General features: G+C 56.4%; 21 protein-coding genes. 7 read left to right on the top strand and 14 right to left on the bottom strand.

Annotated features, from left to right (window positions below; genetic code table 11):
- Together GSQ80_RS08665 and GSQ80_RS08660 are read right to left on the bottom strand one after the other, a co-directional pair.
- A partial coding sequence (locus tag GSQ80_RS08665) for a patatin-like phospholipase family protein (RefSeq protein ID WP_174241323.1) occupies positions 1–382 on the bottom strand: 382 nt, incomplete at its 3' end.
- Between the two features lie 220 nt (positions 383–602).
- A complete protein-coding gene (locus tag GSQ80_RS08660; RefSeq protein WP_158787233.1) occupies positions 603–1136 on the bottom strand; it encodes a hypothetical protein in 534 nt (177 codons plus the stop codon).
- Between the two features lie 1371 nt (positions 1137–2507).
- Between GSQ80_RS08660 and GSQ80_RS08655 the strand changes: the two genes are divergently transcribed.
- From GSQ80_RS08655 to GSQ80_RS08645, 3 genes are read left to right on the top strand one after another with little or no spacing between them, the layout of a single operon-like run.
- Complete coding sequence (locus GSQ80_RS08655) at positions 2508–3842, top strand: asparagine synthase-related protein (RefSeq protein ID WP_158787232.1); 1335 nt, start codon at positions 2508–2510, stop codon at positions 3840–3842.
- The gene (locus GSQ80_RS08650; RefSeq protein WP_216850210.1) at positions 3839–4813 is read left to right on the top strand and encodes a radical SAM protein; all 975 of its coding nucleotides are present in this window, start codon (positions 3839–3841) and stop codon (positions 4811–4813) included. The genes GSQ80_RS08655 and GSQ80_RS08650 overlap by 4 nt, the downstream gene beginning before the upstream one ends.
- 20 nt (positions 4814–4833) lie before the next feature.
- The gene (locus tag GSQ80_RS08645; protein ID WP_158787231.1) at positions 4834–6378 is read left to right on the top strand and encodes an NAD(P)/FAD-dependent oxidoreductase; all 1545 of its coding nucleotides are present in this window, start codon (positions 4834–4836) and stop codon (positions 6376–6378) included.
- Here GSQ80_RS08645 and GSQ80_RS08640 read toward each other — a convergent pair.
- From GSQ80_RS08640 to GSQ80_RS08595, 10 genes are all read right to left on the bottom strand, one after another.
- On the bottom strand, positions 6375–8201 hold the full coding sequence (locus GSQ80_RS08640; protein WP_158787230.1) for a CRTAC1 family protein: 1827 nt from the start codon (positions 8199–8201) through the stop codon (positions 6375–6377). The genes GSQ80_RS08645 and GSQ80_RS08640 overlap by 4 nt on opposite strands.
- Before the next feature lie 5 nt (positions 8202–8206).
- On the bottom strand, positions 8207–9133 hold the full coding sequence (locus tag GSQ80_RS08635; RefSeq protein WP_158787229.1) for a hypothetical protein: 927 nt from the start codon (positions 9131–9133) through the stop codon (positions 8207–8209).
- The gene (locus GSQ80_RS08630; protein WP_216850205.1) at positions 9130–10899 is read right to left on the bottom strand and encodes a CRTAC1 family protein; all 1770 of its coding nucleotides are present in this window, start codon (positions 10897–10899) and stop codon (positions 9130–9132) included. The genes GSQ80_RS08635 and GSQ80_RS08630 overlap by 4 nt, the downstream gene beginning before the upstream one ends.
- 26 nt (positions 10900–10925) lie before the next feature.
- A complete protein-coding gene (locus tag GSQ80_RS08625; protein ID WP_158787227.1) occupies positions 10926–14327 on the bottom strand; it encodes a CRTAC1 family protein in 3402 nt (1133 codons plus the stop codon).
- A gap of 281 nt (positions 14328–14608) precedes the next feature.
- Entirely contained in the window at positions 14609–15373 is a 765-nt protein-coding gene (locus tag GSQ80_RS08620; RefSeq protein WP_158787226.1) for a DUF169 domain-containing protein, read from the bottom strand.
- A 41-nt stretch (positions 15374–15414) separates the two neighbouring features.
- Complete coding sequence (locus GSQ80_RS08615; protein WP_158787225.1) at positions 15415–15726, bottom strand: heavy-metal-associated domain-containing protein; 312 nt, start codon at positions 15724–15726, stop codon at positions 15415–15417.
- A gap of 43 nt (positions 15727–15769) precedes the next feature.
- On the bottom strand, positions 15770–16828 hold the full coding sequence (locus GSQ80_RS08610; RefSeq protein WP_158787224.1) for an ABC transporter substrate-binding protein: 1059 nt from the start codon (positions 16826–16828) through the stop codon (positions 15770–15772).
- Positions 16818–17360, bottom strand: coding sequence for an ABC transporter permease (locus GSQ80_RS23000; RefSeq protein WP_256369885.1), 543 nt, complete (start codon positions 17358–17360; stop codon positions 16818–16820). The genes GSQ80_RS08610 and GSQ80_RS23000 overlap by 11 nt, the downstream gene beginning before the upstream one ends.
- A 104-nt stretch (positions 17361–17464) precedes the next feature.
- Positions 17465–18352 carry an ABC transporter ATP-binding protein gene (locus GSQ80_RS08600; RefSeq protein WP_158787223.1) on the bottom strand — a complete coding sequence of 296 codons (888 nt, stop codon included), beginning with the start codon at positions 18350–18352 and terminating at the stop codon, positions 17465–17467.
- Positions 18352–19110: an ABC transporter permease gene (locus GSQ80_RS08595; protein WP_216850201.1), complete on the bottom strand. Its 759-nt coding sequence runs from the start codon at positions 19108–19110 to the stop codon at positions 18352–18354. The genes GSQ80_RS08600 and GSQ80_RS08595 overlap by 1 nt, the downstream gene beginning before the upstream one ends.
- Before the next feature lie 179 nt (positions 19111–19289).
- Here GSQ80_RS08595 and GSQ80_RS08590 point away from each other — a divergent pair, with 179 nt between their 5' ends.
- The 3 genes from GSQ80_RS08590 (at position 19290) to GSQ80_RS08580 (ending at position 22905) form a co-directional block, all read left to right on the top strand.
- Entirely contained in the window at positions 19290–20597 is a 1308-nt protein-coding gene (locus tag GSQ80_RS08590; RefSeq protein WP_158787222.1) for an NAD(P)/FAD-dependent oxidoreductase, read from the top strand.
- 19 nt (positions 20598–20616) lie between these two features.
- Positions 20617–21435, top strand: coding sequence for an alpha/beta fold hydrolase (locus tag GSQ80_RS08585; RefSeq protein WP_158787221.1), 819 nt, complete (start codon positions 20617–20619; stop codon positions 21433–21435).
- Positions 21436–21669: 234 nt separating this feature from the next.
- On the top strand, positions 21670–22905 hold the full coding sequence (locus tag GSQ80_RS08580) for a cation:proton antiporter (protein ID WP_158787220.1): 1236 nt from the start codon (positions 21670–21672) through the stop codon (positions 22903–22905).
- A 310-nt stretch (positions 22906–23215) separates the two neighbouring features.
- Here GSQ80_RS08580 and GSQ80_RS08575 read toward each other — a convergent pair whose 3' ends face one another.
- A complete protein-coding gene (locus tag GSQ80_RS08575) occupies positions 23216–23956 on the bottom strand; it encodes a hypothetical protein (RefSeq protein ID WP_158787219.1) in 741 nt (246 codons plus the stop codon).
- Positions 23957–24026: 70 nt separating this feature from the next.
- Here GSQ80_RS08575 and GSQ80_RS08570 point away from each other — a divergent pair, with 70 nt between their 5' ends.
- Entirely contained in the window at positions 24027–24737 is a 711-nt protein-coding gene (locus GSQ80_RS08570) for an Ig-like domain-containing protein (RefSeq protein WP_158787218.1), read from the top strand.
- Positions 24738–25084: 347 nt separating this feature from the next.
- On the opposite strand, the gene GSQ80_RS08565 is transcribed toward GSQ80_RS08570, so the two are convergent.
- A complete protein-coding gene (locus tag GSQ80_RS08565) occupies positions 25085–25915 on the bottom strand; it encodes a DeoR/GlpR family DNA-binding transcription regulator (RefSeq protein ID WP_158787217.1) in 831 nt (276 codons plus the stop codon).
- Positions 25916–25956 lie beyond the last annotated feature (41 nt).

Below are 25956 nucleotides of genomic sequence, written 5' to 3'. Positions count from 1 at the left end.
GAATTCGACCGCCGATGGCGACGTCCCAGTTGATGGTGTGCATGAGGGTGCGGATTTGGTCGGGGGACTGGCCCGAGGCGTAGAGACCGCCAATGAGGCCACCCATGCTCGTACCGACGACGAGATCGACGGGGATGTGATGCTGTTCGAGATAGTCGATGACGCCGATGTGTGCGAAGCCGAGTGCTCCCCCACCCTCAAGGACGAGGGCAATGCGGGGGCGGCGTTTCGCGCCTGAAGGGTTTTCCGCCTGGAGGACAACGGGAGTTGATGACTTCGCTTCGGGTTGCTGCTGGGTCTGGCCTCGCGCTATCCCTGCGGAGAAAAAAGCTGCGAAACACAGGAGGAGGATGGGGCCGATTGTATTTCTCTGCCGCGACATGCTTAGCCTCCGACATTAATTGTGTAGGACGTTCTGAGAAGGGCGAGCTATGCGGTTACCTATTCGCCTGATGAGGCTTAGTCTGTCCAGGATGAATAAGGTTGATCGACAGATCTATTGAGTACCTGTGAATGCAACTCTGGGGTACTAAGCGCCAAGGATACTATGTCTGCCACGAGGCTCAGGAGGATTCGAAACACCGGAACCTTGGCGGATGCTTTTAGCTGAGAGTGAGGGAGGTCTTCACGATGTAAAGAATTTCGAGTAGGACGGCCAGGCAAGCGAAGATGCCTTGGAAGATGCGGTTGCCGATCTTCATGGCAAGCAGACAGAGAACGATGAAGATAATGTCGCGGACGTCGGCCATGGTTCCGAATTGGGCGCGATAGGCGGGTCCTTTGATGGCGGTATCGACGAAGTCTAGCGAGAAGACCAGGATCATGAAGGCGAAGAGCCATTTGCGGCGGTAGTAGAAGTAGTTGCGGAAGCCCTCGTACTCGTCAATCTCATCGGGAAAGAAGAGCGAGCAGATGAGGTAAAGGAGTGTGGCATAGAGGGCGAGAAAAAAGTAGAGTGGGAAAGTCCATTGCGAGATTCGCTGGAGCGCGAACTCCCACCACCAGAAGTGAACAAGATAGAGGAAGAGGAATAGCGTCCAGGTGAGGTGCACCCAGTAGACGGGAAATTTCCCGGGGTGCTGGACGATTCGAGACACGCCGCGGAGCAGCTGAGCGATGGCGAGGCCAAGGATCATGCTGAGCAGAACTTTGACGTGAAGGTAGATGTCCAGATGTAACTCCGGTGAGCGCTCGTTGGTTGTTCATTTTAGACACGCACGCGCGCGGGTGCAATTGTGGCCGTTTGGAGACTTGGATGCGCTGAGCGTAGAGGAGGCGCGCTCAGTATTTTCACTTTCTCGGAGTAGAGGCATGAATGCGGCTTGCCCGTTGGTGGGCGGTGAATGAATGGCGGGTTGATTCCGCCCCGGCGTCGTCAACGTTGGCAGGAGCGAAAAGCAATCGCAAAGCATCTTCTGGTGGAAGTTTATAAGCTAGAATTTCGGAAATCCGGCCGACAACGACCGTTGCTCCAGAGCATCTCTTTGTCATTTGCGGGAGAGCGATAGTCCCATGCGACAGCGCGCTAGCTTCACTGCCTTTCGTCGGAGTTGGATCGGCCTTCTTGCGTGTGGCGTGATCCTGCTTTCGAGCTGTCCAATTGAAGCTGCAGAAAATCCTTTCGCTTTCAGCGTCCAGATCTCGCTTTCGAGAAAAGCAGCCGCAAAGCTTGCTGCCATCTCCGAAGCAATAATCGTATCGGCGTCCGTATATCGTAGCGTCGACACCAACTCCGGACATGGTCGAAGCGAGAATTCACACGGTCGGCGCGCAGTCTACGGTGCGTGAGTTGTGGCGTCGATCAAAGCAGTGGGATATCGTTCTGGACGGTGTGTCGTCGGGAAATCAGCGCTGGCTACGAGTTGCAACCGAGCTGAAGGATGGGGCGGACGCAGGCCAGTCAGAGGGACTGGCGATAGCGGTTTCGCGATCGATTCAGCACAATGCCAGCGGCTTTCTGCGGGTGGCGTTTCTCAGCTTGGGTGTGGCAGTTTGTCAAGATCTAACGATTGAAGGGACACCGCAGGAGCATGCTTCCTTTCAAATGAACACGGAGAAAGCCCTTATCGCGGTCGATGACGAGACTACACGCAAAGACCGAGATGCATGTTGGTCGAACTACGAAAGTAGCTGCACTCAAGGCAGGAGCCTGTGCGCATGCCTCGTTCCACTAAGGGTATTGAGGGTTAGGCGATATACAAGTCTTCACTTCGACACCTTTGCGGACGTCGAACTCAAACGATGAGCGCACATCATTTGCAATGTCGTTCACGGCATTGAACCTTCAGCGAGTCTCCAGAAACAGCTGAAGAGGCGGAAACCAGCATAAACACTGGGTCTGGACGTAATATCACCTTCTGCATCGGCAAATGATTGATAAACATTCTTGTCAATCCAACGCGCAAATATATGCTGGCTCCTTTGAGCAGCTCCTAGCCCGAGAAGGAGGTCTACCCCAGGGAAGACCCGAAGCGATAAACTAAGTCGTAAACCGAGGAGGATCAGCGGTGGACGCCTACATCGAACGAGTTGTTGACCTCACGAAGTCGACGGAGAATCAACTTTACAATCTCACCACGGAAGCGGCGAGGTGGACTCTACTCGACCAGCCGGCGTCCGCTATGAGAGACGTGGAGGGGTCATTCGCTCTGCTGGCGAGGTCGGGCAAGACGGTGCGGATGGCTCGTTCGCTGGACCGTCCGATGCGCTACTTTCTTGCCAAACGCACAGAAGGTCCCGTGCTGATCGTTGCCGCGCGGATCGATGAAATCTTCGCGTGGTTGAAGTCGGAAGGACTGGAAGGGCAGTTTCATCCTAGCTATACACGGATGGTTCCAGCGCACTACGTCACGGAGATTCAGCTGGTTGGGTGTCCCGACCCGGATCCGGTTTACACGCGTTTCTTCACGCCTGCGATGGGCACGCTGCCACCCGATCTCGACGTGATCGGACGTCGATATATTGGAGCTCTTGCGGAGGAGATCAATCTCTGGATTGCGAATATTCCGGTGGACGAGCCAATTGGAGTCTGCTTTTCGGGTGGCGTTGATAGCGGCAGTGTTTTTCTGACCACGTATCACGTGATGAAACAGCGGGGACTGAATCTCTCACGATTGAAGGCATTTGTTTTGAACCTCGGCGACGGAGAATCCGGAGTTGGGCCGGACGTGGTGCAGGCGCGCCAGTTTCTTGACAGCGTGGGCCTCGGATTGTTCCTTGAGGTCATTGACGCGAACGCATCTGAGATCGATCATCGCGAAACCATTGGTGTGATCGAGGACTATAAAGCGCTGGATGTTCAATCGGCCAGTATGGCTCTGGCGCTTTGTAAAGGGATACGCGAGCGATACCCGGAATGGCGCTATCTGATCGATGGCGATGGTGGTGACGAGAATCTCAAAGATTATCCAATCGAGGAGAATCCGGAGTTGACCATTCGCAGCGTGGTCAACAACCAGATGCTGTATCAAGAGGGGTGGGGAGTCGGCAAGATCAAGCACTCGCTCACGTATAGCGGCGGTCTTAGCAGATCGTATACACGCACGTATGCGCCCGCCCATCGCTACGGCTTTCGTGGATTTAGTCCCTTCACTCGCCCTGATGTCATTGCGGTCGCGGAGGCAATTCCCTTCATTCAATTGACTGACTATAACGTGGAGCGGCTGTATCAACTTAAGGGAGAGATTGTCTCCCGCGGTGTTGCGACGGTCACGAATATCAGGATGAAGGTTTTCGATAAGAGGCGTTTTCAACATGGTGCGCTTCCTGTGGAGTCGATGCACCAAAGGCTGCCTCTCAAAGAAGCTGACTACCGCAAATATTTTCTGGCTCAATATCTGTGACAACTCTCCGCTCGACGGCTTACCCTCAGACTTCTGCCGAACGTGATCGCTGGATCATCGAGCGCAGGGGACCGCGCGAGCCGGTAGAGACAGATAAGCCCTACGCTTTCCTTGTCGAAGACGAACGCTTCGAGAACGGGGAGATGGGTGGCGTTGCGACGATCTTCCTTACCAACCGTGAATGCCCGTGGCGCTGTGCGATGTGCGATCTTTGGCGCAACACGGTGACGGAAACCGTGCCGCTCGGAGCGATTCCTGCACAGATCATGTATGCCCTCGATCGCCTTCCTAGCACGCGTCAAATCAAGCTGTATAACAGCGGCAGCTTCTTCGATCGGGGCGCCATCCCTCGGGAAGACTATGGGGCGATTGCTTCCGCTATATCGACGTTTGAGCGCGTGATTGTCGAGTGTCATCCTTCTTTGATTGGAGATAGCTACGACCAGTTTCGAAGTCTTTGCATCCCTCCGCTCGAGGTTGCGATGGGACTGGAGACCGCTCATCCCGATGTGCTCGCAAAACTGAATAAGCGAATGACGCTGGACCAGTATGCGGGGGCGGCGCATCGGCTTAAGAGCGACGGCGTGGGCCTGCGTTCTTTCGTGCTTGTTCAACCACCCTTCATGCGAGAAGAAGAGTCGCTGGAATGGGCTTGTACATCCATTGACTTTGCCTTTGACTGCAGTGCGACTGTAGTCAGCTTACTGCCCACGCGTGCGGGCAATGGAGCGGTCGATGCTTTCGCGACGATGGGACTTTTTGCGCCGCCTCATCTTCGCGTCGTTGAAGCTGCTCTCGACTACGGTGTTGCACTCGGAAGAGGACGCGTTTTTGTAGACCTGTGGGATATCGATCGCGTGGCCTGCTGCCGCGATTGTCGACCGGCGCGTCTCGAACGATTGCGCCGAATGAACTTCTCACAAAGAGTGCTTGAGTACGCGCCTTGCGAAACTTGCGGTGGACGATCTTGACCGCGACGTACGACATCGCCGTGGTTGGCTCCGGCTTCGCTGGATCGCTAGTGGCGATGATCGCCAGGAAACTGGGTCATTCCGTCGTTCTGTTAGAAAAGGGCAGGCACCCACGATTCGCGATCGGCGAGTCGTCAACGCCACTTTCGAATCTGCTGCTTGAAACGATCTCCGAACGTTACGATCTCCCACTACTGAAACCGCTTAGCAAATGGGGAACCTGGCAACGAACTTACCCTAACATTGCTTGCGGAGTGAAACGTGGTTTTTCTTTTTTTCACCATGAGCTCGGCTCGCCATTTCGGGCATTCGATGCCGACCGTCAACTGCATGTTGCGGCGAGCCCTAACGACCTTATCGCGGACACCCATTGGTATCGCGCCGAGTTCGACCAGCTACTCGTGCAGCAGGCGCAGTCAGTCGGCGTGGACTACTTTGAGAACGTCGACATTCGCGGGGCCGGAAGCGTCGACGGGGTCTGGCATTTGGAGACAACGCAAGCAGCGCACGAACGAACCTTCCACGTACGCTTTCTCATCGACGCAACAGGGCCGCGAGGATTTCTTCACAAGTTTCTGGGCCTGAGCGAGACGCCGCTGCCGGACTTCCCCCTGACCTCCGCGTTGTACAACCACTTTTCCGGGGTCGGCGAATTAGCGACGTCTCGCTCTCTGCATGCAATGGAGACGCCGTATCCAGTCGATGCATCGGCGGTCCATCATGTTTTCGACGGTGGCTGGATTTGGGTGCTTCGATTTAACAATGGAATAACCAGCGCGGGAGTTGCGGCCACCCATCAAGCCGCAGAACGTCTCTGCTTAGAGCGGAAGGAGAATGCATGGAATGAACTCCTTGATTCCCTTCCGCTGGTGAAGAATCAATTTGCGAACGCTCAAGTTGAGAGGCCTTTCGCGTTTGCACGGCAGCTTTCATTTCGGAGCTCAGCAATCGCAGGATCAAACTGGGCGCTGCTGCCATCTGCCGCGGGTTTCGTGGATCCGATACTCTCCACTGGATTTCCTTTGACGCTGCTCGGGATAAGTCGATTGGGAGCAATCCTTGATCAGCATTGGGGCTCGCCGCAGATGGAGACTAGCCTTCAGGAGTACGCACAACAAACCGATGACGAGCTGCGCGCGACGGCAAGGCTGATCGGCGCCCTTTATCGCAACATGGACGACTTCCCGACATTCCGCTCTCTTTCGGTGCTTTACTTTGCGGCCGCGAGTTATTCGGAAGTCGCGCGGCGACTTAATAAACCCGAGCTGGCAAGTTCATTTCTGCTACAGGACCATCCTGTATTCGGACCGGAATCCCGGCGTCTGCTCACGCTCGCGCAGGGGCCGATGAGTGCAACAGAGAAGAGCCGACTCACGGACAACGTCTACACGCTGATCCGCGACTTCGACGTTGCTGGCCTGGGAAGGCGTCCTGCAAATCATAGCTATCCTGTCGAGGCCGCAGACCTTTTTGCAGCGGCGCCGAAGCTGGGCAGTAGCGCGGGGGAGATAGAGGCGCTGCTGCAAAGAACTGGATTCTATTCCGCAGCACATCAACAGTCCTAATGCGGCAGGGATTGGCTGGTGCCTGAGAAAACGATCGGAACTGCCGAGATTAGGCCTTTGCCCTCGAGGACTTTGATCGATTGATTTGCGGCGATTGCCGGGATCGATTCTCTGCGACCGCTGGGCCAGACGATTTCGATGTCGACAACCTTGCCGGGTTTCGGAGCACCTAAGCCGAACGTGAGCGGCAGTTCGCTTTGCGAGAGATAGCTTGAGCCAGTCTTCACTATTTGAACGAGGCGTTTTCCGTCGGGCAATTTCACGGCGACTTTCGCGCCTATGCCATCGCGGTTTGAGCGTGTGCCGATTGTTTGCACTCGCAGCATGTCGTCGGCGTTGCCGTTGTCGTTGCGCAAAAGCCTGGCAGGCCCATTCGATGTCGTAAGCAATATGTCCAGGTCGCCATCATTGTCGTAGTCCAGATAGGCAGCGCCACGACCCACGACCGGAGTATGGAAAGCAGCGCCGACCTTGTCTGAAACATCCGTGAACTTCCCGTGGCCCGCATTACGAAAGAGGAGCGGCGGCTCGGCGTAATGGAGGCTCGGCTGAAGCTGGCTGATATCGTCCGCAACGTGGCCGTTGAGGGCGAAAATGTCAGGCAAGCCATCAAGATCATAGTCGAAAAAGAATGTACTGAACGTAAGCGAATTGGCTGACGGCGCCGCAATTCCGGAGCCGATAGCCTGGTCGGTGAAAAGGCCTCCGCCGTCGTTGTGGTAGAGCGACATACTTTCATTGGTGAAGTTGCCAATCACCAGACTTTGTTGTCCGTTGAGGTCGTAATCGGCTGCATCTGCGCCCATGCCAGCGCGAGGCTTACCTGCGTCGCTGAACGCTACGCCAGCCGCGAATGCGCTTTCGGTGAAGGTGCCGTTGTGATTATTGCGGTAGAGCTTGTTGGGTTGGGTGTCATTCGTGACCAGGAAGTCAGGCCAACCATCGTCATCATAGTCGAGCAAGACGGCGCCTAGAGATTTGCTAGTGGCATCGAGAAGCCCGGCATTTTTGGTGACGTCCTCAAACACCCCTTGACCTTTATTGCGGTACAGGGTGATGCTCTGCCCCTTGTAGAGTTCTGGCGTGCAATACGATTTGTGTTTGCCGTCTAAGGAGCAGGTCTGATCTGTCGCTGGGGACCACTCGACATAGTGCAATACGAGCAGATCGAGCTTGCCATCCCTGTCATAGTCGAGCCACATGGCGCCCGTCGAGAATCCGAAATTGCTGACGCCTGCTGAAGCGGTCATGTCTTTGAATTTTCCCCGTCCCAGGTTGCGGAAGAGATGGTTGCCGTCAAGCGCGGTGATGTAGATATCGTCGCGGCCGTCATTATCGAAATCGCCTACGGCGCAACCAAGCCCGTAGATCTCTATGTCGAGCCCTGATCCGCGCGTTACATCTGTAAACGTTCCATCATGATTGTTGTGATAGAGCGCGGCAGTCGACCGCTTGGTTCGATGTTCGGGCCAGTCCATGGAATTGACGAAGAAGACGTCCTGCCAGCCATCGCCGTCGTAATCGAGCACGCAGACGCCACTGCCCATTGTCTCGGGAAGGTATTTCTTACCGAACGCTCCACTGTTGTGGATGAAATGAATACCAGCTGCAGCGCTCACGTCGGTGAAGTGAACAGGACCGGCAGGCCGCATTGCAACGGGTTGCGGCGCAAGAGCGGTGGGGGACTGCACTGTTGTGGGTGCTGCCGTTTTGTGTGCCGCGAGATCGGGCGGAGGACTTTGCTTCTGTTCGCAGCCCGCGGTCAAGAGCGAAAAAAAGCAAAGCGCATAAAGATGCAGGTGTCGATTTTGTTTCAAAGGCATATTGTTTAGCCGACCCGGTATTGCAGTGGCGAAGGCTCCTGCGGCGTCCTGATGAAGGCGCTGTCTACTGTCGTTCCACTGTTGAGCGATTTGCGCGAAGTCCACCACGTCTCAATGAGGAGTGCGGCCGGTCCCACGATGAAGAGCGCATACAACGGCGCATAGATGCAGGAGTCTAACCGGAACACCATCTCGACAGCGGCAACGAGGAACGCAACGATCATTTGGCCGCTCCTAGAGCGGACGGTTGTTTTCGGATCGGTGATCATGAAGAAAATAAATAGCTGATACTCGGGCCCGGTGATCGGTGATATCTCCGACACGATGGGGTCTCCGACTATCCAAGCGCGCAAGGATGCGAAGAGTAGGAACGAAAGAACGTAGGTCAGGCAGATATGGAACCGCTTCAGCCGCCAAATAATCACGGAGCCGAGTGACCAGATAACGATCATCGCCCAAAGACTGTTGCCCCACTGGATACTCAACGTTGTAACCGACTCGGCCGCGAGAAACAGCACGACACAGATTCCGAAATTCGATGGATTCCAGATATGGCGATTCTTCACGCGAAGGACATACTTGGACGTAATCGCGATCATCGCGCACAAGGCATAGGGCCAGAACGCGGGCGAACGCAGAAGAATACCGACGCTGATCCCACTGATATAGGCGCTCGCCACGTTCGGCCATTTGCCGACAACGAACTTACCCAGGATCAACTCGGTCGCAATGCTGACACCGATGGCTAGCAGCGTCTTTCTGTAGCTCTCGAGAATGCCGAAGGAAAGATGGCCGATGAGCAGGATCAGGGTGATGAAGATGGGAGGGACGAAACGGTTTTCCAGACTCAACCACGTACGTCGGGGCGAGGCTGATTTCGTTCCCTGCGCATGGGAGGTAGCGTCTGCAACCGTAATTGCTTGCCCGCTCATTTCTGCTCCTCCACGGTGTTCAGCTTGTCCTGAACCACTCCATCCAGCGTCTGAATCTTACCAGAAGGCCAACGAATCGTGACTTTTTCAAGATGAGGATCTTTGCCGAGACCGAAGTGAAGCCTGCGATCATTCTGTGCCGCGAAGCCGCTGCCGCCGGATACTTGCTGCACCTGCTCCTGGCCGGACCACTGGACCGTAACTTGCGCGCCGATCGCGCTGCGGTTGCTCTTCGTTCCTTCGAGGGCAAACTCTATCCAATGGTTTTTGGGGTCGACAGTGTTCTTGTACAGCAGGAGCGGCCCGCGTTGATTTGCAACCACAACATCCAGAGCGCCCCGATTGAAAAGATCGGCCAACGCGACGGCACGGCCGTCGTACGTATCCGTAACACCTACGGCCTGCGCGACGTCGACAAACTTGCCCGCACCATCGTTCAGCCAGACATGCTTCTGCTGATAGCCGGAATGACTTCGTCCATCCACGGCGGGCCAATGATCGGCGTCTCCGATAATGGATGAATTCCCTCCCGCAACCTTAGCGAAGTCGTACCAGTAGCTTCTCTTTCTATCCAGCGAGACATACCCATTGGTGAGATAGAGATCGAGCGTTCCATCGTTATTCAGATCACCGAACTGCGCGCTAAAACTCCATCCTCCCAACTCCACGCCAAGATCACGCGCCATGTTTTCGTATTTAACCCGTTCGCCAGGTTTGTTCTCTTGAGGGACCCAAAGATTGTTTCCTTGAATAAGGACGCCGTCTTCTGAAATGTTGGAGACGTAGACCGAGTACTTACCCTGATTGAAGATGTCCCCAACGGCAACATTCATTCCACTCTTGGGGGCAAAGCCCACGCCACTCTCTGAACCTGATTCGTGGAAGCGCGAACCGTCATTTTGATAGAGTTCGGCCACGCCATAGTCGTTTGCCACGAATAAGTCGGGATGGCCCGTGCCACGCAGATCCGCCGCGGCAGAGGCGAGCGCCCAACGGCGGCTGTTGATACCAACCTTTGCGCTAACCTCCTCGAACCGCCCATTTCCAAGATTATGGAACAAGTATTTGCGGCCACCATTCTTCGCATACTCAAAGCTATCCGGCATGATCCTGGTTGTCTTCAGGTGCCACAGATCAATGTCCTCCGAGTAGTAACCACCTACAAACAGATCGAGGAGGCCGTCGCCATCGTAGTCGAACCAAACAGCCGTGTTGGCGTTGATCCATGGAGGAAGACCCGCTTGCTCGCTCGCGCGGGTGAAGCCGTGTCCGTGATCGTTGTGGAACAACTCTGGCTTGCCCCATTTAATCAAGTAGAGATCTTCGTACCCATCGTTGTCGTAGTCGCCCCACACGGCGCCCATGGAGACACCCGTGCCGGCCTGATTTACGTCGGCGATGCCCATCTCCGGGGCGACATCCTTGAAGGTCCCATCGTGCATGTTGCGATAGAGTCGATTTTTCGATCCGATCGCGCTGTTGGTGACGTAAATGTCGGGCCAGCCGTCCCGATCGAAGTCGACGATCGAGACGGAGGCACCCATGGATGCGACCTCCGGCATGATGGCGTTCAGTTTTGCATCCAGCACAGGTGCCTGGTGAACGAAATCAATTCCGGCTGCATGGGAGATGTCAGTGAAGTAGAAACCGTAGCGTGCAAGCGCTACGTTACTGTCAAGGACGGTCGCCGTCGACCGAGCGCGCTTGACCGCCAATCGCTTGATCGCGAGAGGCGTAATCAGCAATCCCGCGAAAAGGATAGTCACGATACTACGAACTACGGTCGCACGCTTCATCGGCTGGATCTATCTTTCACGTCTTGATTTAACTGCTGCGGCGTGGCTGTTCGCAGCGCATTCTGAAAGTCGCCAGCGGTCACGTAGCGTGTCTGGTAGGTCAGCCAGTCACTGCGATGATGACGGTACACCCAATCGTCCTCGAGGCTTCCCGGTGCGGTGTTGTACTCGCGACGCGTGTGATGTGGGTACGGCAAAACGGATTGCGAGTACATCGAGTTGTAGTCCCCATCCTTAATCCATCCGTCTCCGGCGATCACGAAGTCTCGAACCCAACCGGGCGGGGGGGGCGGTGGTGCAGTGAAGCGAAGCGACATCTCATCTCCGGCGTTCATGATGACGTAGCGATCGTCGGCCGTTGCAAGTAACTCTCGCACGTCGCCAAAGCGGGTGTAGAAGCCCTCCAGATCGCGCCATCTCTGCGAGGTTCCCGACAGGCGGTTGTAGTCGGGCAGTTCTGGCGAGGAACTATTTGCCTGGGAGACAACCGAGAAGCCGCGATAGTGGAGATCAGCAAACTCTGGAGAGAGCCGTTGAATCTTGATCGGCGTAGCCGGTTCACCCGTCGCCCACTCAATGAAGTCCCAAAAGACTTCCAGGTTGGTGCGCAGTCGCAGGCGATGGGGAATGCCGGCAGCGAAGACACCGGTGAGATCGAGGAGACAAATCTTGTTGCGCCCGGCCGGGAAACCAAGGTTCGGTTTCGCTACCCGCCAGCCGCCCTTACCGTCGGGCACTTCGAGACTCAGCCAATGGGGCTTCTCGCCACTGCCCTGTCCGAGAGCGACGTTGACAGACGAATCGGACGGATGCAGCCAGCCCTTCGCAATCAACCAAAGAGGCACATTTAGAGGCATCGATGCAGGCAGTTCTATCTCGACGTAATGATCTCGCGTGACACCCTGGTATTGACCTCGCCCGAAGTTGTCGAGGTAGACGCCATCGACCTTGGCTAAGGTCGCGGTGACATCCTGCCCGTTGTCGTCGGTTGCTCGAACGATTGGTTGAGGCTCACCAACTGCAGTGACCGCAAGCTTCACCGGCGGAACATCGAAGCGTTCGTCCGTAAAGACCTCTGTGCCCACCGGGTGATCGACCGTCATCAGCGCCATGGAATCGTAGTAATACGTCTCCCACAATTCGCCGGTAATGCGGAGATCGTAGAAACCATCCCGTGTCTTTAGCTGATCTCGCCCGATCTTGTACCACTCTTCGGTGGCGGCGATATCGGGTGCACCGAGCGCGTTGATGCGCAAACCGATGGCGGATCCCCAGGGCACGGAGTCTTTTACGAAGCTCATGCGGGTTCCATCCCATGCGAAGAGAAAGGGGCATGAGCCCTTGAGACGCTGCTCCGTGACAATCTGTTGATCCGCACGGAGCGCGAACTCGGCACGCATAGAACCGTTGGGCCAGAGGATGCGCGCGACGTCCACCTGCGTTTGCTCTCCAAGCCCGAAGTGCAATTCGGGGCGCTCAATCGACTGTTTCTGCACAAGCAGGCCGGAACGAATCTCAATCTCGCCCCCAATGCCGAAGGAATTGACTCTTTGGTCGCCAGTGGACTGGCGCGCGCGCGGTCGTATGGTCTGCCAATGATAGTTTTTGGTTCCGTGGTTGCTCGCAACCAAGAGCGTGCCCGCATCGGTTAACCCAATCAGCGAAAGACGCCCGTTCTGGCCCAGGTCGGCGACGTCGAAGATGCGGCCGGGCGGAATTGGCTGTTGCAACACGTCGAAGGAACCGTGCTCATCTTGCAACCAAACAATTGGCGGAGCTGCCTTGGCGTCGGTCAAGTCGACAGGCGCTAGTAGCAGATCGACAGCGCCGTTGTTGTCCAGATCGGCGGCACGCAAACGTGCGTCGCCTGCCAATTGGACATTGGGATTCGGTACGCGCGCTATTTCAGCCGCTGACCAGGAACCGGCACTTCCGGTGGCAGAAATACGAACGACACTTCCATTTGCTTCGACAGCAATCAGATCGAGAACGCCGCTTGAGTCGGCATCCGCAACGGCAATTGCTTTCACTTGCGTAGTGACAGCCGGCTGCTTCGATTCGATAAAGTTGCCGGATCGCTGATTGAGAAAGAGATGGAGATTCCCTGCGCCATCGACGATCGCCGCGTCAGGGTTGCCATCACCATTGAGATCAACCCATGCGAACTGCTGAATACCGGAGATCTCAGCGAAGGGATGCGTGACCGCGAAGGTGCCATCGCCGTTATTTCTTAGCAGGATTGGAATGCCGGAGGCCGTGCCCAGCAATATGTCCAGGTCGCCATCCGCCTCGATGTCGATAGCCCACGCACCGGTGAAGTGTCCGTCGATCACGGATTGCGGAAGTTTCGTCTGACCTGTCACATCGGTGAAATGCGCGGGATCTTCCTGGCGGAAAAAGCGCACGCCTCCTTCGCCTGCAAGCACGAGATCCATCTTGAAGTCGTAGTTAAAGTCGGCCGCCACAATTCCCTCGGGTGAGGGAGGACGTCCAGCGCCCGGAAATGCAAGGCTTGCCCCGGAGCTTAGCAAAACCTCGGATGCGTTCGCTTGTGCCAGGATCGGAGCATCCTTGCCATTCAGGTTGATCGATCCGGCCCAGGTCCAGATACGGCTGTCCTGCACTCCTTTGGTCTGCGCGTTGAAGGTGATCGCGCGGTCTGCCGGAGCAGGCCGGGAGGGTAAGCTGGCTACGCGCAAGAGATGCGTGATGGGTTGAGCACCTTCTCCAGACGGCGGTTTCAACTCGGAGAGATCGTCGCGAAAGCTCGGCAGCCGCATGAGGACGTTGCGCAGAAAAATTGATTTCGTTGCAGCCGACCGCGGCTGGTCGCCATTCGCTGCAGCCTGTAGTTGATCGAGTTGGTGGGTGATCTCCGGCGACCAGCCCTTTGACTGGTCTGAGATTCGCGCAATGCTCGCCTTCAGTGTTGGCACATCCCCTCGCTTAGCGGCAATCCGTGCAAGGTCAAGTTGCGCCGCCAGATTATTTGGAGCAATCGCGAGGATTTGCCCCATCAACTGCTGAAAGCGCTGATCGCTGCCGGCGTCCGCTTGCCTCTCGACCTCGGAAGCTAGTTCGTAGAGTGCGCGCAAGTCCTGGGGATTGGCTTGCACTGCCTGTTGCAGATCGACGATCGCTGCAGCCGAGTTGCCGCGTTCGCTCTCAAGAAGGCCAAGCAGGTAATCGATCGGCTCATTGTCCGGCGCGAGACCGTGGGCGCGGTTCAGGCGTTCTGATGCCGCATCAAAGTTACGCTGACGCAACGCGAGGACGCCCCAGTCCGCCCATACTGCGGGTTCTCCCGGCGCCAGTCGCGCCGCTTCCGCCAGACTGCTGTCGGCACGCACGTCGTCGCCCACCTGTAGCGCGGCCAGCCCTGTATAGAATGCTGACACGAACTGGTTGTACTTCTGCGAGCCCGGTTTCGGTATTGCATTTTTGGAGTGGCATCCCGCCAGGACGCACAGGCTGAGCAGCACGGTGCAACGTAAGATCCGTCCTCGTACACCATGCTTCGAATGCATTGCCGTGAAAGTCCACGGTTGGGGCATGTTGCGGCGAAGATCTCCGAAAAGACTCGTGCCCTGCTGAAATCGTTCGCCAAATGGAGAGGGGTTCGCCATGCCTCTTAGTATCTTAAGCGCTGAATGGAACGCTGACACGGAGTGGGAACATTTCAGGAGGCGGCCATGGCTTTCAATGACTCCTGAATGGTCGGCCGATTCCCCGCATGGATGGCCTGCCTGCGTAATTCGTGAAATTGTGTCAGGACTTGATTGGCGTTGGCAAGCGCCTTGATCCGTTCCGTGTAGGCCTCTAATTTGGAGCCGGGAATCGCAAACAGGGCAACGCCGTCGGTAAGGATGTTGAGATAGGCGCGGGCTCCGCAGCAACCAAGACTCAGCGCGGCTCGCCCGGTATTCATCACCTGCGGCACCACGGCACAGGCTGGTCTGCCCATGGCTGGGGCATTCTGGTTCTCTACCTGTTGGACGGCTTCGCTGAGAATCAGCATCTGATTCGCATTGGCAAACAGCAGCACAACGTCCGGGGGCAACGGCGTGTTGGCGAGGGGTGAATACGTAACGCACTTTGCCTCGGAAGCGAGCACGGGGATTTTCGGCAGATCTTCCTGCGTCACGTAACCCAGATCTCCAAACACTTTCAGGGCGTCCATCAGATCGGTTTGCTGTGCTGGCGTTGGCTGAAGATGATGAGTGTACACGCCGATGGCGCACAGATCGTGATCCTTGGCCGATGTCGCGAACGTCGAAACCGTCGCATCTTCCCAGAATTGACAGCCGGCGGCAACACTCCTTGCAGGGGCCGCTGACCCCTCTGGAGCATCGTCAGAGAAACAGATGGCGACGGGTGATTGCTCAAGATGAAGGGCGTCGATAAGATCCTTTGAGAGTTTGGCGTAGTTGCGTGTGGTGGACATCGTGCGAATCAATTCCTTTCTACGGCTGGAGGGTTGCGGAGTTAGGCTTCGCGTTGGCTTTGAACGATGAAGCCGGTGTCTGCAATAAACCCTCGAATCGAACTTTCTGCGATTTGGTCGGGATAGAAATGGATAACTACCTTTCCTTCCGGATACGTCGATTCGCTCGACAGAATCCCTTTCTGTCTGCGCAGCATGGTATCGAGTCCAACCGCGCAGGTGATACACGTGAAGCCCTTGACCTCGTAAACGACCATCGTTGCCGGTGTGTTTCGTTTGACTTTGAAGACGGCCAACGCACCTGCGCTGACGGGGACACAGAGTTGTAGAAATCTCCTGCGAAACATCGTCATATGCCTCCTTGGGCTAACCTGTGTTCGTTGAGTCGGCTGGATGTTATTTGGCAGTGGCAAGGCCGGGTTCATATTTCCAGGACGTTTGTGATCGCGCGTTGTCGGAAAATCGTATGTCGGTGTATTCGCTGAAGTCGAGTCGCTTATCCAGCACGCCGGTTTCGATCATGAGGTCGCGGACCATATCGAAATCCACCTTTCGCGGTGCGAGCGGACTGTAGACAACGCGATCCATGGGCTTGGTCAACGCCCATTTCAGGAGTGCAGGCTTCTGGTTGTAGTAGAAACGTCCAACAAAATCAGCGGCCTCTTCTCGATGAGGCTTGCTGGTATCAAGCCAGAGACCTGACCGCGCGATGCCGTCTACCAAGACCTGCACCACATCCGGCCGGCGATCGATAAGATCCTGGCGGACGACCAGGATACACGACATATAGTCTGGCCAATAGTCCCGCGCCTGGAAGAGGATGCGGCCGTAGCCTGCCATCTCCGCCTGGGAGGGAAACGGTTCTCCCATGACGAATCCGTCAATGGCATGGACTGCGAGCGCGCCTGATACATCCGGGGGCGCCATCTCCACCATCTTGATTTCGCCTGGCTTGATGCCCCACACTTTCATCGCGCGAAACAACAAGAGGCGCTCATCCGAAAAGCGACTTGGGATGGCGATGGTCTTGCCGCGCATGTCCGCGAAGGTCTTGATGGGACCATTCTTCTGAACCACAACCGCGCTGCCATATCGGTGACCTAAATAGACCACCTTGATGGGAACACCTTGTGCCTTAAGCGCGAGTGCCATGGGCGCGACGATGAACGCGGCCTGCACTCGATTAGAGATCAGTGCCTCTTTGATCTCTGGAAGGGCCTGGAACATTCGTGGCAGAAACTCTTCGCCGGAAAGCGAGTACTTCGAGATATAGTCGGTTACCGGGCAGGTCAACTGGCAAGTCACCGGAAGGTAAGCGACGGTGATCTTGCGTTGATCGAGCGCTCGATAGTCATTGAGAACGGCTGCCCAATTCACATTGAGGTAAGCCTGCAACCCAGAAATCAGAAGCAGCCAGCCAAGTGCGACGAGCGTGACCTTGGTTCTAAGACGCATTGCGGAACCCCCAGCGGACGGATTTTAGCCTTTCGACTGAGCGCATCAAGATATCCAACGTGAGGCCAATGATTCCAACCATCAACATCGCCGCGACCACCAGGTCATAGCGCTTTCCCGAATTGCGCGAGTCGATGACAAGATAACCGAGGCCCGAGTCGACCGCGATCATCTCAGCGGCCACCACCACCAACCAGGCGATTCCTAGCGCGATTCGCAATCCGACGAGGATCTGGGGCAGAGCCGCAGGAAATATGACCCGCATCAGGAGGCGGGGAGTAGACAGCCCAAAGTTGCGGCCAGCGCTGCGCAGATTCGGTGGCACGCTTGATACGCCGCTGATGCAGGCCACCACGATGGGGAAAAAGGATGCGAGGAAGACGAGAAAAATTGCGGGATGGTCGCCGACGCCAAAGAAGATGATGGCGACGGGTATCCACGCGATTGGGCTGATAGGCCTCAGGATTTGCAGGGCTGGATTGACCACCTGGTTTGCAGCAGGATTCCAGCCCAGAAATAGACCTAGAGGAATTCCGACGAGGACGGCCGCGCCGAAACCGAGCGCAACCCGGCGGAGCGAATCGCCGATGTCCGCCCACAGAAGGTGTTTATGGAATAGCTGGACGATGCCCTTTTCTACGCTAAGCGGCGACGGAAAGACCTTGGTGGCCGTCCAGAGAACGGAGAAATGCCATAGCGCCAGCAGGGCTGCTGCTGCGAGGATGGGCCAGAAGAATCTCTCCCAGCTACGGGGTTTCGCCAGAAAAAAAAATCGTCTCGGAGCTGAAGATAGCGCGGAGAACTGATATTGCGGGGATGAGGAATATCGATTGTGAGAATGTCCTGAATGCGGGCCGGGCGCGAACTCAGAACGACAACGCGGTCGGCAAGTTGAACTGCTTCGTCGATATCGTGCGTTACGAACAGAATGGTGCGCCGCTCGGTTTGCCAGATGCGGTGTAATTCGCCACGCATAATCACGCGGGTAACAAAATCCAGCGCACCGAATGGTTCATCGAGATAGAGGATATCGGGATTGACTGCCAACGCGCGCGCCACCTGCAGCCGTTGCTTCATGCCACCGGATAAATCCGATGGATACACGTGTTCGAAGCCCTGCAGGCGAACCGCCTGCACATAGTGCGCGATGCGCTGCCGACGTTCCTCTCGCGTCAATTTTGACAGGCCGAATCCGATGTTGCCTTCCACGGTCAACCAGGGAAAGACGCCGCGCTCCTGAAATACCAGGATGCGTCGAGGATCTGGCCCAGTGACTACTTCTCCGTCAATGGTGACCGTACCGGCTGTTGCGGGAAGAAAGCCGGCCATGACATTGAGCAACGTTGACTTGCCACATCCTGATGGGCCGACGATGCAGACAAACTCACCATCCGACACATCTAGATTGATGTCTTCAAGAACCGGAACGCTCTCGGCATCCTGTCCATACACCATGCCCAGGTGCTGCAGCTTAAGCTTCTGGCCGGTGCCTGCCGGGTTTTTGGCAACTTCTGCGAGAGACATTACTCCTCCGAAGAACTCCAATGGAATGACTTCACGTTCTCCAGCGAGCGCATCGCCAGGTCCAGCAGCAGGCCAATGATCCCGATGATCACCATGCCTGCGACAACCAGGTCGTAACGATTTCCCGCGTTCCTTGCGTCCACAATCAGGAAACCCAGGCCGGAGTTTACGGAGATCATCTCAGCCGCGACCACCACCAGCCACGCAATCCCTAGCGTGATGCGAAGCCCGACCAGCAGTTGCGGGATCACGGCTGGATATAAAACCCGCGTCACAAATTCGCTCGAGCTTAGTCCGAAGTTGCGACCTGCGTTGATATAGATGGAAGGTATGTTTCGGACGGCCGTCATGGCGATGAGAAGCATCGGGAAGAAGCATCCGACGAAGATCAGGAAAATTGCTGCTGAATCACCCACGCCAAACCAGAGGATAGCGATCGGGATCCAGGCCAGCGGGGAGATGGGACGAAAGATTTGGATGAGGGGATAGAACGCCATCTCGCCGCGTTGGAACCAGCCTAGCATCAGCCCCAGCGGGATCCCCAGAAGAGCGGCCAGGGAGAATCCCCAGGTAACTCTGAATAAGGAGGCCACGATGTACTTGAACAGAATGCCATGGCGCAGGAGGTCGACGATGCCGCTGGCAACTGCGATCGGACCAGGCAGAATTTGCGCTGGATGCCGATCGATCGCGACCTGCCAACCAACCAGCAACAAGACAATAAACAGGACCGGACGAAACCTGGCAGGAAGTTTCAAATCCTTTATTCTCCTCGTCGCGGGAAGTTGATCTACCGATTGGCGTTAGCGGGAATGGTAACAGCGCGATGGCGGTACTTGCCTCCATCGATAGGTGGAGAGAAAACTAACCTGTAGGTTGGTTGCGTAGTCTTGTCGGCTTCAGCCAACATGCGCTATACCCTTCCCCGGCGATCTCCTTGATACCAGATAATTTCTCGCAGCTTGATGTGACGGTCGTAGGTGGTGGTCTCGCGGGGATGGCAGCCTCGATCCATCTCGCACGTGAGGGCCTGAGAGTTCTCTGCATTGAGGCCGATCCACAAGAGACCGATCCCGTGGGCGAGTCATTGGATTGGTCTGCACCGGGGTTGTTGGAGGCCTTCGATCTTTCGATGGATCGCCTGATACGGGACGGCATTGCTACTTATAAACGCCACGTGATTCTGAAGTTGCGAAGCGGAGCCCAGCAGGATTACACACCCGGCAAATGGCTTGCTGAGCCACCGTTCAACGTAGAGCTGCGCACGATCCATGTAGACCGCACCCTCCTGAATCGAGCGTTGCTGGAAGTCTTTCTGGCGGCCGGGGTGAAGCTGCTTCGCGACAAAGTGGTGACTGCTAAACAGGATCGGCGGCGAATCATCGCAGTGGAGACTGAGGGTGGCCTCGAGATACAATCGCGCTGGTATATCGACGCGTCCGGCTCTGCTGCAAGTTTGTTTCCACGTCTGTTCGGGCTTCCGGCCTTCGAATACGGACCCCGAAAGATAGCCATGTGGGATTACTTTGCGGTGTCCGAATCGATCGAAGGAACCACTCTAAATGCTGACTGCGAGGGGTCCCACTACATGAGCTGGGTGTGGCAGATTCCTATCAGCCCGAACACCCTCAGCGTGGGCTATGTTGCGACCGGCGCAACGATCAAGCAAAAGCGCAGGAAGGGCATGAAGAGTCCGGAGATTTTCGCCGAACAGTTGCAATCCTATTCGGGACTTCGAAATCTCCTTCAATCACCACACCAGATCTCCCCACGCACAACCTCTTTCGTCTGCAAGGTTCATGCGAAGACCTCAGGCCCCAACTGGCTAGTCATTGGCGAATCGGCGGCAATGGTGGACCCCATGACCTCGAATGGCGTTACTGCGGCACTTCGGCATGCAGAAGAGGCATCCAGGCTGATCGTTCGGTCCCGCAATCGCGAGCAATTGCCATGGCTGTCCAGAACGTTGTACGCGCGGCGGGTAATGGATATGGCGAACTTCTTTAATGATGGCATTGAGAAGGCGATCTACGATTGGCCGATTAGGAATCGGATCGGCCCCCTGGCCGCAGGGGATGTTTACACGATCCCAGCCTGGAGCATCAACAACATCTACTCGCGCGTTCAACCCGACGGAGTGATCACGACCTTTCTATTCACCTTTGTTCTCTCCAGGCTTCGTGCATCCTTGAGTCTCTTTCATTGGTTTTGCAAACGGACACAACCGGCGGGCGCTGCGTCATGACGATAAGCGAGGTGAATCGATGCATCTAGTTCGCTGCGGTTCGGGAGATCCAATCCTTTTCATTCACGGCATGCCCACCAGCAGTTGCCTTTGGAAAGGGATCGTCGAGCGTCTTTGCGGAGAGTTCACCTGCTTCACTGTCGATCTTCCAGGCCTGGGAGAGACCCCGGCCGAGCTCTACAGTCCGGAATATCTGCATAGTTTGGCCAAACAACTGGATCAGATCCGCATAGAAAACAAGATCGACCGGTGGCACGTCGTTGGGCATGACGCAGGCTCGGCAGTGGCTGTCCATTACGCGCATTGCTTCCCGGACCATGTAGATTGCATGGCGCTGCTGTCTCCCGCGTTGTTCCCAGAGCTCAAGCCTTTCTACCTTATCGAGTGGCTTCGTAAACCGATTCTGGGAGAACTCCTCGCTCCAATCATCGGGCTCGTGTTCTGGAGAGTAGCAATGGGACGAGCTGTGGGTGGGGGCGCCGCTGGCCACCAGATGATTTCGGCCTTCCGTAAACCATTCTCCGGTTTCCGAGGATCCTGGCAGTTCATGCGGGTTGTGCGATGGGGCAAACCGTCAACCGTCCTGGCGGACGTTCCGCAGTTCCTCCCAGAACTATCCATGCCTACCCTCATCTTTCACGGTTCCAAGGATGTGACGATTCCGGAGGCCTTTGCCGTCCGTGCCTCAAAACTCATGCCAAACGCCCGCATGATTACAGTGGACTCGGGACACTTTATTCCCATCCATCAGCCGGAATCGATTGCGAAGGGGATTGCGGGATTCTTCGATCATGCCCTGGTGCTGGATCGGGATGTGGCGGCCGTTCGGTTGGCCTGACCTCGCGTTTATCATCGTTCCCTTCGCCGTCCATAGCTATCCTCTATTTGAAATTCCAGCCTCGAGGTGGTCGCGACATGTGCGCAAATCTCGTCGCGCGTCCGTCCAACTTATTCGCGTTTTGTGCCATTCTGCGTCTGCCGGCAATGGAAGAACGTATCTTGTCTACAGGCTCAATCGGTAAAACCGCCGTGCAATCGATTCGTTCGCTCAGTAGGCGTTTGGGAGGTATTTTTGTTCCTGATCCTTTTGCAGATGGCGGTCATCCTGCTCGTGACGCTTGCCTTCGGACGCCTGGCGGTGCGATTCGGCCAGGCGCGTGTCATCGGGGAGATCCTTGGAGGCATCGCCCTCGGTCCGTCAATCTTCGGACATCTCTTCCCTGCACTGGCCTCGCGACTCTTTCCCTCGTCTTCACTTCACTCTCTGGAAATTCTTTCCAACATTGGACTTGTCCTCTACCTATTTCTTGTCGGGCTTGAGCTTGACGTCGAACACCTGCGGCATCAAAAGGCCACAGCTCTCGCGACGAGCCTCACCAGCATTCTCGTGCCGTTCCTAGCGGCGGCAGCCTTAGCCCATCCACTGCGCGTACGCTTTGCTCCAGATGGGATCGGCCGCTTGCCATTTGTACTTTTCCTTGGAATCGCCATGAGCATCACGGCCTTTCCAGTGCTCGCGCGCATCCTGGCGGAACGCAAGCTGAACACAACCCCGTTAGGCACGACGGCTATCCTATGCGCGGCCTTTGATGATGTTGCTGCCTGGTTTCTCCTCGCCATCACGCTCACTCTTATCCATAACAAGGCGGAAGGAGTTCCCCTGTGGGTCCGATTCGCCAGCCTTGCCGCTTATCTGGTGTTCATGTTTGCCGTGGTGCGGCCGCTCACTGCCTGGTTGGCACGCAGGGCGAGGGACAAGGCAATGTCCTACGAGATCTTTGTGCTGGCCCTGGCGAGCCTGTTGCTCTCGTCTGCGCTGACGGATTGGGCCGGTGTGCATCCTCTCTTTGGAGCGTTCATTGCCGGCATCTGCTTTCCCCGTATCCCCTCGTGGCAAAATGCCACTGGTGAGCGAACTGAAATGCTTACCTCCGCACTCCTTCTGCCTCTTTTCTTTGCACTTACCGGTCTCAAGACACGTCTCGATCTTCTCAGCAGCGTGAACACCTGGCTGTGGGCAATCCTGATTCTCGTCGCAGCCATCGGAGGCAAGATCGGAGGAGCGGTATTTGCTGCGCGCTGGTCGGGACAAAATTGGCGAAACTCCCTCGGGCTCGGGGCGCTGCTCAACACGCGCGGCCTCGTGGAGCTGGTGGTGCTAAATATCGCCTACAACGCAGGTGCGTTCTCGCCAACGCTCTTCACCATGCTCGTACTCATGGCCTTGATCACCACTATGTGCACCACGCCGTTGCTCAACTTGTTGAAAATTCGCGGTGTACCAGATGTCATCGAACAAGTTAGCTAATAAGACTTTCCCTTCGGCGCGCGTATTACGAGGCCGTCGCCTTCGTGGATAGCAGGGTCACTCCAAGATTTATACCTTGGTCTCGACGCGTCGCCATATGAATTTACGAACCTAAGGATCTTCCGAGCAGCCCGCTGCGATGGCCTTTTGGTCACATAGCTCTTTGAATCTCCGGCGAGTCTCCACACACACCCGGTCAAGCAGAAGCCACCATAAACACTGAGTTTGGACGCATGCTACTTTCTACATCTGCAATTAGTGCGACTCTTGTGCCAACTTGTTGGGGTGTCTCCTGAAATGGCGACCGGGGTCATCGACCGGTGGAAAGTTCAACCACCACCTGGTATTCAGGCACTAAGCGCACATTTGCTAGATCCAGCGCTAAACCAGACTGGTCGAAGTGCTCTTTCGTGCCTTCTTCGATATAGAACGGATAACTCTTCGGCAACGGTAGGACACTCAGCTCCAGATCACTCCGGGATGTGCGCCAATGCGGCAGCGTCTGTTTGAGACTGATCTTCCATGGCAGGCCGTTCCAGAAGTTGTCATCCAGCAAAGATTTGGCGTTCGACAAGCGCGCTTCATCGCCTTGATAGTCGATGTTCAGCCATACATCCGATATTTGCGCTGAGGTCGGTACGGGCGGCACATCCATCTTCCAAACCGCGGCATTGGCGAATTCACTGATCGCAGGCTTTTCCGGGATGGCATTGGGCCGCCATGCGAGGGTTGGTCCAAGTGTCCACGGAGTGCGCGGCTTCGCGTCCTGGACCTTCGTCACAGATGCATGTAACTCCAGCTCGGGCACGGTTGCGCGATACTGCGCGAATAATCCCGAGCGGCCAGCGGGCGTCAAAGGCTGCCCACCGCTCGGTTGTGCTGCACCAAAGATGCCGATCTGAAACTCGTGATCCTCCGACCGCAAGAACCATTTTGCATCCGAAGAGAAAGCACTGGCGTCGGTTTCAATGAGGGTGGAAGGGTCGTCGCCACGCCAGACATGCTCTGCCTGGCTCTCAGGAAGTACAACCAGATGCACGCCTCCATCCAACGTCACATCCGCCTTGCCACTCGCTCGCAAGCGAAGACCTGCCGCTGAGTGCAATGTTTCAACGCCTACCGTGACCGCCCTGACCCTTGCGCCCTCATTCAAAAAAAATTCCGACACGGCGAGTGTCCAGGTGACCGGAGCGTCGGCAGCAGGCGGAAACGTCTCACTGCTGGTGGATGGACAGTTGATGGCAACCTCCGCGCTCTCTGCAAATGGAGAAGCGAATTTCTCGCTTGGTCGTCTTGGAATGGGAACGCACATACTGTTTGCGAGCTACGGCGGGAGTTCCGTATCAGCGCCCAGTGCATCGCCGAGATTCCAGACGACGGCGTATCAATCGGAGCCGGATTTCACGCTGCAGGCTTTGGCGAGTGTCGCCGCGACCGCTTCAAGAGCGCCCGTGGCTCTCACTGTGGGCGCTGTCGGCGGATGGAGCGGCACGACCACCTTCCGATGCGCCAGTGGATTGCCGCAGGGGTACCAATGCGTCTTCACGCCGGCCTCGGTGTCGGGGGCCGGGCAGACCACGCTTGCCATCGAACGCTCCGAAGCTCCAGCCGGAGCTGCACTGTCGTTGCTGCCGTTCGTTTGGCTTCTTGCCCGTAAACAGCGACGCCAGGCGGTTGTGATCGTGTTGCTGACTACAGGGTTGGTCTTTCTGTCCAGTTGCGCGACAGCGCGACCCGGAGCCTCAACCCGGAACAGCATTGTGACCGTCGAGGCTACGAGTGGATCACTCGTTCACTCGTCCCAATTCAGTTGGCATGCGGACTCGAAGTAATCGAGCTGTAACTGCTCAACTACGACAAAGCAACCAACTCATTCAACTTGCCTCGCGGGCGCCAACGAACTCTGAAGCCGTCCGCGAATTGCCCGAAAAGTCGGGCTTCGCTACTACGGTCAAAGTGTTGAGGACTGGCCGAGTCATTCATCGGGCCATGACGGGGAGTCTGGTGGTCTTTTCCGGTGGAAGTAGGCAACGCGGAAGCTCCCTCGCTCGGGCTAGACCAAACGTTCCGCAGTAGTGCGCGAATACATCTCCGTGCTTGCCTTCGCCGTGAGAGGCCGCATCGGGCTAGCGTTTGAAGGAGAATCTTCCACCACTCGTCGAACAGCTGCAAGCGGTGTCTATACTCGAATGATCTCCACACCCATTTCGCGAAATGGTGCGACCGCCTCATCCGTCGCCTGAGTGTCCGTCACCAGTGCGTGCAGATTCCGCGACTCGCAGATCTTCCAATTCGCGACCTTGCCAAGCTTCGTATGGTCGACCACGGCCACACGACGTCGCGCATGCGCCACCATCATGCGCAGCAGGTCTGCTTCGTCCTGATCAAACGAGGTTGCGCCCCAATCTGGGTCGAGCCCGTCCGCACCAATAAAAAGCGTGTGAATCAGGATGTTGTCCAGGCTGCGCTGCGCGTGAGGACCTACCAACGAAAACCACTCCCCGTGGAGTGTGCCACCGGTTACGAACACCTTAATGTCCTTGCGCTTGGACAGCTCTACTGCCACGTTCGCCGTGCTTGTCACCACCGTCAGGTTGTAATTGAGCGGGAGCGCCCGGACGACCGCCGCCGCCGTAGTACCCGGGGTCACCGCGATTGTCTCGTCCGGCTCAATCAGTGCCGCGGCAGCATAGCCAATCCTTCGCTTCTCATCCGCCTGCCGATCTACCTGCATCACGAACGATCGGTCACGACGAAACGGCTCGTAAAACTGCGGCTGGATGGGCATCGCGCCGCCATGCGTACGATGCAGCAGGCCTTTTCGTTCCAGCGCGTCCAGATCACGACGAATCGTCACCACGGTCACCTGCAATTGCTCGGCGAGCGCATCCACGGAGACGGAGCCCGTCTTATGCATGTCATTTAAGATGACCTGGTAGCGCGCCTCGGCCTTTACGATTGCGGCCGACTCGGGGTTGTCCTTCATCACTCCACTCTTACGCTTCGGCACGCCTTACTCCTTGCTGTTGAAGAGCCTGCTTTTGCAGCATA

This window comes from Granulicella sp. L46, from assembly GCF_009765785.1.
Lineage (GTDB): Bacteria > Acidobacteriota > Terriglobia > Terriglobales > Acidobacteriaceae > Granulicella.
Note: the sequence above shows the minus strand (reverse complement) of the source record. Positions and strands in the feature narration are given on the sequence as shown.